Source organism: Rhodococcus sp. 7Tela_A2 (assembly GCF_049311045.1).
GTDB lineage: Bacteria > Actinomycetota > Actinomycetes > Mycobacteriales > Mycobacteriaceae > Rhodococcus.
This window is the reverse complement of the sequence record NZ_JAXION010000109.1, coordinates 1-14,446: the sequence shown is the minus strand read 5'-3', so window position 1 is coordinate 14,446 and position 14,446 is coordinate 1. Positions and strand designations below refer to the sequence as shown.

Below are 14,446 nucleotides of genomic sequence, written 5' to 3'. Positions count from 1 at the left end.
GCCCCGGCCGCCCCCCCCCCGCGCCCCCCCCCCTTCCGGTGTGTTCGTGGCAGTAGACCGGTCGGCGGCACACGATGTCGCCGGTCCCTGTTGATCGGGATCACACCCGCGTACCCGGAATACCGCGGAACGAGAGTGTGTTGAACGGGGCGGATCGGGACGGCACCGTGTCCCCCGGGCTCAATCCCGTTGCCGTCGCAGAGTTCCGTTCGGCTGGAGCTGCGATATGCCTTTCGCCGTGAGGCGACCGGACGTCCCGATCCACTTCGTACTTACCGGGAATCCCCATCCTCTGCGGAGGACGAGGCCTCGTCGGCGTCGCCGAACATGACCGCGAGGCGCGCTTTGATCTCTGCTGTACTCATCGATCCGCTTCGGCTGGTATGGCGAACAGGGTCCGAGGACGAACCAGACGACGTGCCGATAGCTGAAAACGTGGAATCACTCATCTCGACCGGGTGGTCCTTTCAGGGCAATAGCTCGATACGACCTCTGTGCCTGACTGGAGAACCGCCTCGATGAGGACGGGTAAGCCCGCTCCGGGAGAGAACCCCAGACAGGCGGGCAACTGGCTGTACCCGGGTCTCCCGGCGCGATCGCGCCGGAGAAGACCTATTCTTTCTACCTCTGTTCGGTCGTCGGCGCCACTCGGACAACCGACCAGTGCCGTCGAAATCTGTTCTTGCCCACAAGATCAGCTACGCATGCGCGGAGTACCCACCGACGTAAGCCGGTCGATCAGTCGAGACGGTGCTCGGCCGGATCGACCGCGGACCGGGCCACCGCCTCGAGCAGCGCCAGATCCTCCGGGTGAATGTCGGTGCGGTCGGAGGCGGTTTCGAGAACCATCCGGATCTGCCGCTCGAGGGCGGGCACATGCTCGGGCCGGCCCGCGTCACGGACGTGCTCGACCAGCATCCGCAACACCCGGATCAGCGCCAGCGTCACATGCACCTGACCGGCACTGGTGCGACGGATCTCGTCGAACGCATGCCCGATGTATTCGTCGGGCGAGAGCAGCCACGGTCGCACCAGCACCCGCCCGTCGGGGCCACCCACCGACACTTCCTGCTCCGGTGCAACGAGGACGATTCGCAGCAGACTGCCCAGTCGCAGAACGACCTCGATTGCCGTCGTGGGGTCGTTGATCGCGGGACTGAGCGCGCGCAACGCGATGTCGACGAGTTGCCGCAGTCCGAAGTCGAAATCCTGCTGCATGGTTCGGGCGTCGCCGATCGTGACCGTGGCGAGGAGGCGGGCGCGTACACGTTCGGCGTCCTGCGGTGCGGGATGAATGCGCATGAGAACTTCCCCGCGATGGATATACGCGCCCGGTCGCGTCTCGAGTCGCACGACCGTCGACGGCGGGATCGCGTGGAGGATGTACTCGGTCGGCGCCTGCGAGACCCACCCGTCCGCATGGGCCAGCACTGTGACGTCGTCTGCGGACTCGTCGAACCGCACCGGCCCGGCCGGGACTTCCCGTTCTGCCGCACGGGTCATCGCCTCGATCACCAGGTCCGCTTCGTTGCTGATGGACCGGACCACCTCGCCGACCTGTAGCCGGTGTGCAAGCCGGTCGAGGTACGCGACGATCAGCATCACCGTCGCGACGGTCAGGACAAGTGACACCGTCATCGCGATGCTCGGTGCGGGCGACGTGGCGTCACCACCGACGTGACGCAGGGTGAGGACGCAGAATACGAACGTCGCGACGAGCATGCCTATTACGGTCTGGCTGAAGCGATCCCGGATGAACGAGCGCATCACGCGAGGAGAGAACTGACTGCTCGCCAGTTGCAGGCTCACGACCGTCAGCGAGAAGACCACTCCCGCGGTGGTGATGGTGGCGCCGGCGACGGTGCTGAGCAACCACGTCGCCGCGTTGGTCTGCATGTCCACGGTCCACGGCGCCGAGTCCGCGTCCTCGACGGTTCGGTCGAGCACCGCGGTCACCTCCGCGGCGACCACGCCTGCGACGACGATGAGCGCGGGCAACGCGAACAGGCTTTCCCGGAATCGGTACACGGCCGACGCCAGGCGCAGACGGGGCAGCGGAGCGGGGGCGGTCCTCATGCCTGCCGACTGTATCCATCGAGCGACCCGCCGGCGGAACATCCGTCGACGTCGGCGGTCACACGTATTCGTTTTCACAGCCGCGGGTTCCGATGATTTCTTCCCGACCCGCAGGTCATACCCGACGACCGCGTCCGATCCACCCCGACAGGAGGGCACCGTGCCCGATTCCTTCGATGTCGTCAGCACCCGCACGTTCAGCGCACCAGCCGAGGAGGTGTGGCGCGCGTGGCAGGACCCGGAACATGTCAAGAGGTGGTGGGGACCTCACGGTTTCACCGTGCCGGTCGCGGACCTCGACTTCCGGGTCGGTGGCACGTCGCTGGTCGGCATGCGCGCTCCGGCCGAGTACGGCGGACAGGACATGTTCAATACCTGGACCTACCGCAGGATCGAGCCGACCAGTCTCCTCGAGTTCGACCTCGCCTTCACCGATGCGTCGGGCACGCGGGTCGCATCCCCGCCCGGGGTCCCCGAAGACGTGCGGCACGTCATCACGTTCGTGCCGGGCAGCGACGGCCGGACAATGCTGACCGTCACGGAGTTCGGGTACGCGGATGAACAGGCACGCGACCTGTCGAAGGCAGGGCTCGAGCAATGCCTCGACAAGATGACGGATCTGCTGACGAGCTAGCTAGCCTTCCCTCGTCAAAAAAAGGACCCCGGGTGGGATACCTCGAAAGGTCTCCCACCCGGGGTTTCGGTGGAGCTGCCGGGAATCGAACCCGGGTCCTCCGCCGCCTCGCCAGGGCTTCTCCGTGTGCAGTTCGCTATGTCTCTACTTGGATCTCCCGTTCCCGCGAACAAGACGAGATGACGATCCCAGTCGCTGTTTGATGTCCCATCCGACTCCGCGACCGAGCCGAACGGTAAAGCTCTCTAGTCGATGCCAGGATCCGGGTCGAGAGCAAACCCGGTCTGACAGAGACGCAATCGCTACTTAGGCAGCGAGGGCGTACTCGCGCTGAGTGGTCTCGGCGCTTAATTGGTTGCAGCGACGCTTACGGTGGTCTCTTGCCTGCACCGACACGCTTCCCCTAGCTCAACGTACGCAGTCGAAACCGTTCAGCCCCGCACGTCCCTGCGAGGTCGTGTAACCCCGCAGGACCACCCACTCTAGCGACGAATCCGTCCGTTGTCATTCTCATTGTCGCAGAGCGCCGACCGAAGGGAATGAGCCTGCTCACACCGCATCCGCTACCACTGGCGGACCCGGACCGGAGTCACCCGGATCGGGACCGAGTAATCGTCACGAAAGCCGAGCGGCGTGTAGTCGAGGGACGCGATCTGCCGCTCGTACTTGCCCACGAAGGTGTTCCATTCGTCCTCCGAGACCCCGGCATCCACGACGGCCTGCCCGGTGAACACCGCGACCTCACCGCCGTATGCATCCGAATTGAGGTTCAGCGCCACGCGAGGGTGCGCCGCGATGTTGGCGAGCTTGTGGGTGCCGGGCTGGGAGAACACCAGGAAACTGGCGTCGGTCCACAGGAACCACACCGGGGTCGGTACCGGCGAGGACTGCGCGTTCACGGTGGTCAGCCACACCACCGACTCGTCACGGAGCCTGCGCGCGACGGTCTCGGACAGGGTCGGGGTTTGCGTCATCGCTCATCTCCGGGGTGCGCGTAGGGCTCGAACCGGTCGTCGGTCCATTCTGCGTCCGCGGTGCCCTCACTTCACGGCAAACTCGAGCCCGAAATTGTTCAGAGTCGCGGGCAGCGGCTCGTCGGGGCGGAGGCGCTGCCCCGAGGTGAGGGTGAAATCCGCCTTGTCGAGCAGCGATGCGAGCAGTGTGCTGGTCACGAACAACACCAGGTTCCGGCCGGGGCACCCTGCCGGGCCGGCGCTGAAGGGCACGAGAGCGGGATACTCCTCGGCGCGTCCGTCGAGCCAGATCTCGGGGTCGAAACGATCGGCGAAGGGGACTACATCCGGATCGCGATGGAAGGCCGACGCGAGGATCACGAACGCGGCTCCCGCAGGGATCGCGAAGCGGCCACGCTCGTCTTCCCATTCGGTGCGGACGAGGGAATCACGCAGAATCGCCGGAGTGGTCGGCCACAGGCGAGTCGTGTCGAGGACGCAGGCGCGGACGAAATCCAGGGTCCTCGGCTGTGTCCGGTCTCCGCTCGCGATGTCGTCTCGGGCGCGCTCGCGGTGTTCCGGATGTGTGGCGAGTACCGCAAGGGTGCGGGCGGTGACCATTCCTGCGGCGTCGAAGGCGAACAGCCAGTGCGGGATCTGCCCCACCGCGTCCACGGACGCGCTCACCGGCATATCCCGAATGACGCCGGCAAGGCTGTCGCTCGGCGCCGCCTCGACGGCGTGCTGGAGACGCTGCGTGAATCTGTCCCGCAACCGGTGCCGGACGGGATGTGCGAACGACCAGTTTCCGTTGGACCGGAGTGTCCACAGCTCGTCCGTGAGTGTGTCGTCGTCGCGAGCGGCGTCGCCGAGGACGATCCTGCGGACCAGCCGCCACCACGCGACCGTGAACTGCTCCGCATCGAGAGTCCCCGTCGAACGGGCGGTTTGCAGAAGACGCTCGGCTTCGTCGGCCACAGCCTCCTCGAACGGCGCTGCCAGCCCATGCAGGGGACGGTCGGTGTCGAGGGCACGCTCGTTGACCGAACGGCGCTCCGCCCGCATCTCGCCCCGCGAGATCAGCACGCCTCGCGGCTGGAACGGCCGGAGTGCCGCCTCTTTCTCGCGGTTCGCCGCGGTGAACGCATCCGCCTCTGTGCGCAGAATCCGGTCGACGTCGGTGGGCGACAGCACGACCGCCACGTCACGGCCGACGATGTTCATCGGCAAAGGGGCGGAGCCGTATCGGCCGCGCAACCGGGCGACCTCGCGCACGGTCGCGGCGTCGGAGTTCATGCGCTCGAGCAGACCCATCACGGGGCGACGCCGCGCGATCGGACCGCCCGCCAGGAAGGGGGCTCCGACGGTGCTCAGCAACCGGGCGACATCCGTCACCGCGGCCTTGCGCTCGCCGGTCGCCGTTGCTTCCTCGCCCACCTCGCGTAACGCCATACGGTCTTCCTCCTCGCCGGTGATTTCGCGCGGATGCGCCTTCACACGGGCGACTACCCCGGATAGGCGGGGGAAAACCGTGACCTGCGGAGCAGGAAGCTACGCGGCGACGCTGATCAGCCCGACCGCGACACCGGCCGCGACCATGCCCAGAAGCCGGAGCCGACCCACGCGTTCGCCCAGCACGATCATCGCGAGAAGGACCGTCGCGGCGGGATACAAGGCTGCGACGACGCTCACGAGGGACAGCATGCCCTGCTGGTACGCGAAGATGAGGGCACCGTTCGCGAGGACGTCGAGCGCACCGATCCCGATCAGGACCGGCATCATCGATTTCGTCGGCCACACCACGCCGCGCCAGACGGCACCGATGACACACCACACGACGAGCGTCGCGGTCACGCGCGATACGGCGAGCCCCCACAGCCCGGTTCCCTCCTCGATCCGGCCGAGGGCGATGAACGACAGGGCGAACGCGACGCCCGATCCCACGGTCAGCCACGCCACCTTCGCGGTGAAGCGCGGGTGTTCCGTGCCGACGACGGTCTCGTCGGATTCCCAGCTGACGAGTGCGACTGCCACGACGGCAACGAGGATGCCGACGTAGGAAAGTGCGCCCGGCCGCTCACCGAGCGAGATGCCGACGACCACCGGGATGCCCGCCACGAGAACCGCGGTGAGCGGGGACACCACCGACATCGGGCCCGACGCGAGTGCCAGATAGAACCACCAGATCGCGATGCCCCCGGCGACGCCCGCAACGGCTCCCCACCCGAGGGACGACACGGTCGGTTCGCCGCCCACGAGCGGCGCGACCGCCAACGCGAGCAGGAGAGAAATCGGATAGGTGACCGCGACGACGCCGAGGGCGCTGGCACGACGCGAAGAGGCTCCACCCGCGAAGTCGCTGAGCCCGTACGCGAGGGCCGCGACCAGCGCGAGGGCGACCGCGATCAGCGGCGCATACCCTTCACGCGTCGTCCCAGTTCGCGGGTCACCTCACGTTCGGCAGTCCGGCGCGCGAGATCCTGACGCTTGTCGTAGTCCTGCTTACCGCGCGCGAGCGCGAGCTCGACCTTGACCTTGCCGTCGGAGAAGTACATCGACAGCGGCACGAGAGTCTGGTTGCCCTCGCGGGTCTTGCCGACGAGAGTGTCGATCTCGCGGCGGTGCAGCAGCAGCTTGCGGGTGCGGCGCGGAGCATGGTTGGTCCATGTGCCGTGCCCGTATTCCGGGATGTGCAGTCCGCGCAGCCACACCTCACCGTCGTCGACTGTGGCGAATGCGTCGACGAGCGATGCCTTGCCCTCCCGGAGGCTCTTCACCTCGGTCCCGACGAGAGCGATCCCCGTCTCGAAGGTGTCGATGATGGCGTAGTTGTGACGTGCCTTGCGGTTGGTCGCGATGACCTTCCGGCCCTTTTCCTTCACTTACAGGCCCTTCCGGTCCTCGAACGGTCGATACAGAACACAGTCCAGCATAGGAACCGCGGCAACTCGTTATTCACGCACGTACAGGCGAAGGGTCACGTACGAGGTCAACGCCGCCATTCCCACGCCGACGAGAACGAGGAACGGCGCGATGAACACAACGTCGCTGTCGGTGATGCGGGCGACGATGTTCGCGTCGTACACCTCGGAGAGCATGTCGTCGACGAACATGCTCTTGGCCGCGAAGAGCCCTCCGATGGCCAGCGCGGCACCGACCACCGCGGCAACCACGGCCTCGAGCAGGAACGGCAGCTGGGTGTACCAGCGGGTCGCGCCGACCAGCCGCATGATGCCCACCTCGGTCCGGCGGGTGAACGCCGCGATCTGCACCATGTTGGCGATGAGCAGCACCGCCGCGATCGCCTGGATGGTCGCGATGGCGAAGGCGGCGTTGCGGATACCGCCGAGCACGCCGAACAGCCGCTCGACGAGGTCCTGCTGGTTGAGGACGCTGTCGACTCCGGGTCGCGTCCCGAATTCGTCCTGGATCATGGCGAACCGGTCCGGGTCCGACATCTTGATCTTGAACGATGCGGGGAAGCTGTCGGCGCTCACGAGTTCGGCGAGCTCGGGCTGGTCCGCGAACACGCGATCCGTCGCGTCGGCCACCGCGTCGTCGCGGCTGAGGTACTGCACCGAGACGACGTCGTCGGTGTTCTCGATGTCGCTGCGCAGCGTGCTGCAGATCTCCTGCTCGCACTCCGGGTCGAGTGAGGAGACGTCTTCGGTGAGGAACACCTGCACTTCCACGCGGTCGAGGAAGATCTGCTGCGTCTTGCCCGCCATCTGGACCACCAGCAGGCCGGCTCCGAACAACGCGAGAGAGATCGCGGTGGTGAGGATCATCGCGATCGTCATGGTGAGGTTTCGGCGCAGGCCGGTGGTGACCTCGCTGAACAGGAAACTGGCACGCATCGGGTGGGGGATCCTTCGGTTGCCGGGTGGAAGGCGGAGCGGGACTGGTGCTAGCGGCCGACGCCGTACACGCCGCGTGCCTCATCGCGGACGAGCCGCCCGAGATCGAGTTCGACGACCCGTCGCCGCATCGAGTCGACGATGTGGTGATCGTGCGTCGCCATCAGGACCGTGGTGCCGGTGCGGTTGATGCGCTCGAGCAGCAGCATGATGTCCTGGCTGGTTTCCGGGTCGAGGTTGCCGGTGGGCTCGTCGGCCATCAGCACGAGCGGACGGTTGACGAACGCCCGCGCGATCGCGACGCGCTGTTGCTCGCCGCCGGACAGTTCCGCGGGAAGCCTGTCGGCTTTACCCGAGAGCCCGACGAGGTCGAGAACCTCGGGGACGGTGCGCTCGATCACCGTGCGGGGTTTGCCGATCACCTCGAGAGCGAAGGAGATGTTCTCGGCGACGGTCTTGCGTTGCAGCAGCCGGAAGTCCTGGAAGACGCAGCCGAGGTTCTGCCGCAGTTTCGGCACCCGGCGACCGGACAGCCGATTGACGTGGAAGTCCGCGACGTGGATTTCTCCGCTCGTCGGCCGGTCCTCCCGCAGCAGCAGACGCAGAAACGTCGACTTACCGGAGCCGGACGGCCCGATGAGGAACACGAACTCGCCCTTCTCCACTTCGACGGACACGTTGTCGAGGGCAGGACGCGTGGACGTCTTGTAGGACTTGGACACATTCTCCAGCCGGATCACGACGCCATGCTAGCCGTTACCGGACGGTGATCTACTGCTCCGGCCCACCGGTCTCCGAGGTGTCGCTCTGCTCGTCCACGCTCGGGAGTCCCGGAATCTGCAGATCGAAGGGCATCTGCCTGGTCGTCGTGGTCGTGCCGGTCGTGGGTGCCGGCGGAGCAGGTTCGGTCCTCGTGGCGGTCGGCACGCCCGGGTTCGGCGGCACCGTCGTCGTCACGGACGGCGGGGTGCCGGTCCCGGACGGATAGGTGGTCGCCGTCGGAGGCAGTGTCGTCGCCGTCGGTGCGGTCGACGCCGGAGGCACATACGGAACGTAGGGCGTCTCGGAGATGATCACCGCCGACGGGGGAACTTCGGCAGGCTTGTCGGGCTGGTTGAGGAACAGGTAGAGCATCCACAGCGCGAGCCACAGCACACACAGCCCGAGCGTTGCGGTGCGGACCTTTCCACCGAACAGGTGAGACGGGATGCGCGACCAGAACCGCTTCTCGTCGCTCATGGGGCGGCCTCCGACCGGTCGACGACGCTTGCGGTACCGAGTTGCGGTGTAACGGTAATCCCCTGGACTCGCAGAGCACGTGCGATCCGTGCACGCAGCAGGCGCCCCACCTGGAATTGCTTGCCGGGGAGGGTGCGCGCCACCATCCGCACGCTCAGCTGATCGACCTCGAGGCTCTCGACACCCATCACGCTCGGTTCGTCCAGAAGCAGTTCGCGCACGCGGGCGTCGTTGTAGGCCGCGACTCCCACCTCTCGCAGGATGTCGGTGACATCGGAGATGTCGGCGCTGACGGGAATGGGTACGTCGACCACGGCCCGCGCCCAGTCCTTCGACAGGTTGACCGCCTTGTTGATCTGCCCGTTCGGCACGATGATCACTTCGCCGGCGGTGCTCCGGACGCGCGTGACTCGCAGCGTCACGTCTTCGACGGTGCCCACCGCGTCCTCGGAGGCGCCGGTCACGGAGATCTGGACGGTGTCGCCGAACCCGTACTGCCGTTCGGTGATGATGAAGAATCCCGCGAGGATGTCCTGGACGATGCGCTGGGCACCGAAACCGAGCGCGGCACCGATCACGGTCGCCGGCGCCACCAGGGTGCCGAGCGGCAATTCGAGATGGTCGAACACCTTCAGCGTCGCGACGATGTAGATGAACGAGATCAGCATCCACGTGATGACCTGCGCCATCGAGTGGCGATGCTTGGTGGCCTCCGACCGGACGAGGTCGTCGGACTGCTCGTAGCTCTCGTCGATACGCCGGGTGATCCGCCCGCCGCCCCACGACACGAACCGGGCGATCAAGGTCGCACCCAGCACGGTCAGGACGATCAGCAGCCCGTTGCTCGAGAGCCAGTCGAGAAGACTACTCCCGGGAAACACCATGCGACCGCCTCTCGCCCCCACTCACGACTTCTGTTCCTCCCGCATCCGCCAGCGGATTCCGGCTTCGAGGAAACCGTCGATATCTCCGTCGAGCACAGCGGACGGGTTGTTGACCTCGTACTCGGTGCGCAGGTCCTTGACCATCTGGTACGGGTGCAGCACGTACGACCGCATCTGGTTGCCCCACGAGCTGCCGCCGTCGCCCTTGAGCGCGTCCATCTCGGCGCGCTCTTCCTTGCGCTTGCGCTCGAGCAGCTTGGCCTGCAGCACGCGCATCGCGGCAACCTTGTTCTGCAACTGCGACTTCTCGTTCTGGCAGGTGACGACGATGCCGGTCGGGATGTGGGTCAGTCGCACGGCGGAGTCGGTGGTGTTGACCGACTGGCCACCCGGGCCGGACGAGCGGTAGACGTCGACGCGGACGTCGTTCTCGTCGACCTCGATGTGGTCGGTGGTCTCCACCACGGGAAGCACCTCGACCTCCGCGAAGGACGTCTGACGACGGCCCTGGTTGTCGAACGGGCTGATGCGCACGAGCCGGTGCGTTCCCATCTCGACCGAGAGCGTCCCGTAGGTGTACGGCGCCTTGACGGCGAAGGTCGCCGACTTGATGCCTGCTTCCTCCGCGTACGAGGTGTCGTAGACCTCGACGCCGTAGCCGTGCTTGTCCGCCCACCGGACGTACATACGCATGAGCATCTCGGCCCAGTCCGCCGCGTCGATGCCACCGGCACCCGCACGGATGTTGACGAGGGCGTCGCGCTGGTCGTACTCGCCCGACAGCAGCGTGCGCACCTCCATCGCCTGGATGTCGACACGCAGGCTCGCACGCTCGGCGTCGGCGTCGGCGTGTGCCGCGACGGCGGCGTCACCTTCTTCGCCTTCGGCGAGTTCGTAGAGCACGGGCAGATCGTCGAGGCGCTCGCGCAGATTCTCGACACGCCGCAACTCGCCCTGCGCGTGGGACAGCTCGCTGGTCACCTTCTGCGCGTGCTCCTGGTTGTTCCACAACTCGGGATCCGCGGCCTGGTGCTCGAGTTCGTCGATCCGGCGGCGCAACTCCTCGACATCGAGGACGGACTCCACGGTGCGGAGGGTCGTATCGAGCTCGGCCAGGTCTGCAGAAACATCGGGGTGCACGATTTTCAAGGGTAGCCGCTAGCGTTTGCTGCATGCCCACCGACTACACCGCAGATCTGGACCTTGCTCTCCGCCTCGCCGACGAAGCGGATGCGATCACCCGCAACCGCTTCGGCGCACTCGACCTCGAGGTCGACGACAAGCCCGATCTGACCCCGGTGTCGGACGCCGACCTCGCCGTCGAACGGCTGATGCGGGAGGTTCTCGGGGCCGAGCGGCCCGGCGATGCGGTGCTCGGCGAGGAGTTCGGCGGCGACGCGGTGTTCTCCGGCCGCCAGTGGGTCGTCGATCCCATCGACGGCACCAAGAACTTCGTTCGGCGCGTGCCGGTGTGGGCCACACTGATCTCTCTGCTCGACGACGGAGTGCCCGTGGTCGGCGTGGTGAGCGCGCCGGCCCTGAACCGGAGGTGGTGGGCGGCAGCGGGCGCGGGCGCTTTCGTCTCGTACGACTCGGGAGAACCTCGGCGCATCACGGTGTCGCAGGTACGCGCACTCGAGGCGTCGTCACTGAGTTTCTCGAGCCTGACGGGCTGGCGGGAGCGGGGCGTGCGCGAGCAGTTCATCGGCCTCACCGACGACGTGTGGCGGGTGCGCGCCTACGGCGACTTCTTCTCGTATTGCCTGCTGGCGGAAGGCGCGCTCGAGATCGCGCTCGAGCCGGAGGTGTCGCTGTGGGATCTTGCCGCGCTGGACGTGCTGGTGCGCGAGGCCGGCGGCCGGTTCACCGATCTCGAGGGCGCCGACGGACCACACGGCGGCAGCGCGGTCGCGACGAACGGGCACCTGCAGGACGAGGTGGTCGGGCGCCTGCGGCCGTGAGGTGACCGGGTGGCGATGCGGGATCGGGAAAGAACTTACCGAAAAGTAGACACCGGACCTTACTCAGAAGTAAGATAGGTCACCGTCCGCTCCCGCATCGAGAAACCTCTGGTGATCATGAGCAAGCAAGACAGCGTGCCCCGGAACACACCTCGCGACACGTCCGCCGTGGGTCTGAACCCGTTCAAACGCGACGCCATGGGTGCCGCGATGCGCGTTCTCACGCGGATCACCGGGTCCGAACTCGCCGATCGGTACAACATCCGGCAGACCATCGACCGGGTCACGTACCAATCCACGAAGACCGGATTCAAGACGCTCGGCGCCGCGACCCGCACCTTCAAGAAGGTCTCGGGCGGCAGTTCGCCGCAGCGCCTGACGACGGCGAAGAACGCCGACTTCTTCGACCTCACGCCCACCGACGATCAGCAGATGATCACGGAAACGGTGCGCGAGTTCGCCGCGGAGATCATTCGCCCGGCCGCCTACGACGCCGACGCCGCCGCGGCCGCCCCCGCGGACCTGCTCGCACGCGCCGCCGAACTCGGCATCACCATGGTCAACGTCCCCGAGGCGTTCGACGGTGTCGCCACCGAACGCGGCGTCGTCACCAACTCCCTGGTCGCCGAAGCGCTTGCGCACGGCGACATGGGTCTCGCACTTCCGATCCTCGCCCCGAGCGGTGTCGCCGTCGCGCTGACCCAGTGGGGCACCGACGAGCAGCAGCAGACCTACCTTCCCGCATTCGCGAGCGAGGACGTCCCCCAGGCGTCGGTGGTGGTCGCGGAACCGCGTGCTCTGTTCGACCCGTTCGCCCTGCAGACCAAGGCGGTCCGCTCCCCCAGCGGTTACCGCCTCAACGGAGTCAAGGCGCTCGTACCGGCCGCGGGTAGCGCCGAACTTTTCATCGTCGCAGCGGAACTCGACGGAAAGCCGTCGTTCTTCATCGTGGAGGCGAAGAGCAAGGGCGTCGTCATCGAGGCGGACCCCAGCATGGGCCTGCGCGCCGCCGGACTCGGACGTCTCCTGCTCGAGGACGTCGCGGTTCCGCAGTCCGCCCTGCTCGGCGACGAGAACCCGGACGTGCGCGCCGAGCAGTACGCCGACGCCGTGCGGCTCTCGCGCCTCGGCTGGGCGTCGCTCGCACTCGGCACCTCCCAGGCGGTGCTCGACTACGTGATCCCCTACGTCAACGAGCGGCACGCGTTCGGCGAACCGGTCAGCAATCGTCAGGCCGTCGCATTCATGGTCGCCGACATCAAGATCGAATTGGACGGCATGCGTCTGGTGACCCTGCGCGGCGCATCGCGCGCGGAGCAGGGCCTGTCGTTCGCCCGCGAGGCCGCGCTCGCCCGCAAGCTCGCGACGGACAAGGGCATGAAGATCGGCCTCGACGGCGTGCAGCTGCTCGGTGGCCACGGTTTCACGAAGGAACATCCCGTCGAGCGCTGGTACCGCGACCTGCGTGCCATCGGTGTCGCCGAAGGCGTCGTCCTCATCTGAGCGGCCCGATCCGAACAAGGAACCTGTGATGATCAATCTCGAACTTCCCAAGAAGCTCAAGGCTTCCGCGAACCAGGCCCACCAGGTCGCCGCGCAGATCTTCCGTCCGATCTCCCGCAAATACGATCTCGCCGAGCACGAATACCCCGTCGAGCTCGACACGATGGCGGCCATGGTCGAGGGCCTCAACGATTCGGGTCAAGGCACCGCGGGCGCAACCCTCGGACGAGACGCGAAGGCCAAGACGGAAGCGTCCGGAAATCTCAACGGCGGCAACATGGCCGGCCTCCTCAATGTGATCGAGACCTGCTGGGGCGACGTCGGCCTCACGTTGTCGATCCCTTATCAGGGCCTGGGCAACTCCGCCATCGCAGCCGTCGCCACCGATGAGCAACTCGAGCGCTTCGGCAAGGTGTGGGCCTCGATGGCGATCACCGAGCCCGGATTCGGGTCCGACTCCGCAGCGGTGACCACCACCGCCGTGCTCGACGGCGACGAGTGGGTTCTCAACGGCGAGAAGATCTTCGTCACCGCGGGCGAGCGCTCGACGCACGTCGTCGTGTGGGCGACCGTGGACAAGTCCCAGGGCCGGGCCGCGATCAAGTCGTTCGTCGTGCCGCGGGAAGCACCGGGTCTCAGCGTCGCCCGGCTCGAGCACAAACTCGGCATCAAGGCGTCCGACACTGCGGTCCTGCTGCTCGACAACTGCCGCATCCCCAAGGACAACATCCTCGGCTCACCCGAGGTGAATGCCGAAAAGGGTTTCGCCGGGGTCATGCAGACCTTCGACAACACCCGTCCGATCGTGGCAGGCATGGCCGTCGGTCTCGGCCGCGCGGTGCTCGAGGAGTTGCGGGTGATCCTGAAGGACGCCGGCGTCGAGGTGTCGTACGACGTTCCCGCCAACAATCAGCATGCTGCGGCGGCCGAGTTCCTGGCGCTCGAGGCAGATTGGGAAGCGGCGTATCTGCTCGCCCTCCGGGCGACGTGGATGGCCGACAACAAGAAGCCCAATTCCCTCGAGGCGTCGATTTCCAAGGCCAAGGCCGGCCGGACCGGCACGGCGGTGTCGCTCAAGGCGGTCGAACTGGCCGGCACGTACGGGTATTCGGAGCGCCCGCTGCTCGAGAAATGGTCACGCGACTCGAAGATTCTCGACATCTTCGAAGGCACCCAGCAGATTCAGCAGCTCATCGTCGCGCGACGCGTACTCGGAAAGTCGTCGGCCGAGTTGAAGTAGACCGGCCGCACAGCAACTGCGCCACAAGCCGACAGACGCGGGGGGGGGGGGCCCGCGGGGGGGCCCCCCCCCCCGCGCCGCAACCCCACCCCCCCCCCC

At 66.8% G+C, this 14,446-nt stretch carries 14 protein-coding genes and 1 other RNA gene; 4 read left to right on the top strand and 11 right to left on the bottom strand.

Annotated elements, in window-relative coordinates; all coding sequences use genetic code 11:
- Nucleotides 1–738: 738 nt before the first annotated feature.
- Nucleotides 739–2,076, bottom strand: coding sequence for a DUF2254 domain-containing protein (locus tag TVH25_RS17400; protein ID WP_206038545.1), 1,338 nt, complete (start codon nt 2,074–2,076; stop codon nt 739–741).
- A 160-nt stretch (nt 2,077–2,236) separates the two neighbouring features.
- On the opposite strand from TVH25_RS17400, the gene TVH25_RS17395 reads away from it, so the two are divergent.
- The gene (locus TVH25_RS17395; RefSeq protein WP_169619702.1) at nt 2,237–2,710 is read left to right on the top strand and encodes an SRPBCC family protein; all 474 of its coding nucleotides are present in this window, start codon (nt 2,237–2,239) and stop codon (nt 2,708–2,710) included.
- Between the two features lie 67 nt (nt 2,711–2,777).
- On the opposite strand, the gene ssrA is transcribed toward TVH25_RS17395, so the two are convergent.
- From ssrA to prfB, 10 genes are all read right to left on the bottom strand, one after another.
- Nucleotides 2,778–3,149, bottom strand: a transfer-messenger RNA (tmRNA) gene (ssrA, locus tag TVH25_RS17390).
- A 124-nt stretch (nt 3,150–3,273) separates the two neighbouring features.
- On the bottom strand, nt 3,274–3,684 hold the full coding sequence (locus tag TVH25_RS17385; RefSeq protein WP_169619703.1) for a TIGR03667 family PPOX class F420-dependent oxidoreductase: 411 nt from the start codon (nt 3,682–3,684) through the stop codon (nt 3,274–3,276).
- Nucleotides 3,685–3,750: 66 nt separating this feature from the next.
- A complete protein-coding gene (locus TVH25_RS17380; RefSeq protein WP_169619704.1) occupies nt 3,751–5,115 on the bottom strand; it encodes a cytochrome P450 in 1,365 nt (454 codons plus the stop codon).
- Between the two features lie 99 nt (nt 5,116–5,214).
- Nucleotides 5,215–6,072, bottom strand: coding sequence for a DMT family transporter (locus TVH25_RS17375; protein ID WP_169619988.1), 858 nt, complete (start codon nt 6,070–6,072; stop codon nt 5,215–5,217).
- A complete protein-coding gene (gene smpB, locus TVH25_RS17370; RefSeq protein WP_169619705.1) occupies nt 6,069–6,545 on the bottom strand; it encodes an SsrA-binding protein SmpB in 477 nt (158 codons plus the stop codon). The genes TVH25_RS17375 and smpB overlap by 4 nt, the downstream gene beginning before the upstream one ends.
- 69 nt (nt 6,546–6,614) lie before the next feature.
- Nucleotides 6,615–7,520 (bottom strand): permease-like cell division protein FtsX, encoded by a 906-nt coding sequence (ftsX, locus tag TVH25_RS17365; RefSeq protein WP_169619706.1) that lies wholly within the window; start codon nt 7,518–7,520, stop codon nt 6,615–6,617.
- A 50-nt stretch (nt 7,521–7,570) separates the two neighbouring features.
- Complete coding sequence (gene ftsE, locus TVH25_RS17360) at nt 7,571–8,260, bottom strand: cell division ATP-binding protein FtsE (RefSeq protein ID WP_169619707.1); 690 nt, start codon at nt 8,258–8,260, stop codon at nt 7,571–7,573.
- 31 nt (nt 8,261–8,291) lie between these two features.
- Nucleotides 8,292–8,759 (bottom strand): hypothetical protein, encoded by a 468-nt coding sequence (locus tag TVH25_RS17355; protein WP_169619708.1) that lies wholly within the window; start codon nt 8,757–8,759, stop codon nt 8,292–8,294.
- On the bottom strand, nt 8,756–9,643 hold the full coding sequence (locus TVH25_RS17350) for a mechanosensitive ion channel family protein (RefSeq protein WP_169651720.1): 888 nt from the start codon (nt 9,641–9,643) through the stop codon (nt 8,756–8,758). The genes TVH25_RS17355 and TVH25_RS17350 overlap by 4 nt, the downstream gene beginning before the upstream one ends.
- Nucleotides 9,644–9,664: 21 nt before the next feature.
- Nucleotides 9,665–10,783, bottom strand: coding sequence for a peptide chain release factor 2 (gene prfB, locus TVH25_RS17345; RefSeq protein WP_169619710.1), 1,119 nt, complete (start codon nt 10,781–10,783; stop codon nt 9,665–9,667).
- Between the two features lie 32 nt (nt 10,784–10,815).
- On the opposite strand from prfB, the gene hisN reads away from it, so the two are divergent.
- From hisN to TVH25_RS17330, 3 genes are all read left to right on the top strand, one after another.
- Nucleotides 10,816–11,604 carry a histidinol-phosphatase gene (hisN, locus tag TVH25_RS17340; RefSeq protein WP_169619711.1) on the top strand — a complete coding sequence of 263 codons (789 nt, stop codon included), beginning with the start codon at nt 10,816–10,818 and terminating at the stop codon, nt 11,602–11,604.
- Between the two features lie 111 nt (nt 11,605–11,715).
- Nucleotides 11,716–13,107 carry an acyl-CoA dehydrogenase family protein gene (locus TVH25_RS17335; RefSeq protein WP_169651718.1) on the top strand — a complete coding sequence of 464 codons (1,392 nt, stop codon included), beginning with the start codon at nt 11,716–11,718 and terminating at the stop codon, nt 13,105–13,107.
- 28 nt (nt 13,108–13,135) lie between these two features.
- Complete coding sequence (locus tag TVH25_RS17330) at nt 13,136–14,347, top strand: acyl-CoA dehydrogenase family protein (RefSeq protein ID WP_169619713.1); 1,212 nt, start codon at nt 13,136–13,138, stop codon at nt 14,345–14,347.
- The last annotated feature ends 99 nt before the right edge of the window (nt 14,348–14,446 follow it).

What these genes read in the sequence shown, in the direction of transcription:
- hisN (WP_169619711.1), top strand. Translation starts at nt 10,816, where the DNA reads ATGCCCACCGACTACACCGCAGATCTGGACCTTGCTCTCCGCCTCGCC.
- TVH25_RS17380 (WP_169619704.1), bottom strand. Translation starts at nt 5,115, where the DNA reads ATGGCGTTACGCGAGGTGGGCGAGGAAGCAACGGCGACCGGCGAGCGC.
- TVH25_RS17385 (WP_169619703.1), bottom strand. Translation starts at nt 3,684, where the DNA reads ATGACGCAAACCCCGACCCTGTCCGAGACCGTCGCGCGCAGGCTCCGT.
- TVH25_RS17350 (WP_169651720.1), bottom strand. Translation starts at nt 9,643, where the DNA reads ATGGTGTTTCCCGGGAGTAGTCTTCTCGACTGGCTCTCGAGCAACGGG.
- ftsX (WP_169619706.1), bottom strand. Translation starts at nt 7,520, where the DNA reads ATGCGTGCCAGTTTCCTGTTCAGCGAGGTCACCACCGGCCTGCGCCGA.
- TVH25_RS17330 (WP_169619713.1), top strand. Translation starts at nt 13,136, where the DNA reads ATGATCAATCTCGAACTTCCCAAGAAGCTCAAGGCTTCCGCGAACCAG.
- TVH25_RS17400 (WP_206038545.1), bottom strand. Translation starts at nt 2,076, where the DNA reads ATGAGGACCGCCCCCGCTCCGCTGCCCCGTCTGCGCCTGGCGTCGGCC.
- TVH25_RS17355 (WP_169619708.1), bottom strand. Translation starts at nt 8,759, where the DNA reads ATGAGCGACGAGAAGCGGTTCTGGTCGCGCATCCCGTCTCACCTGTTC.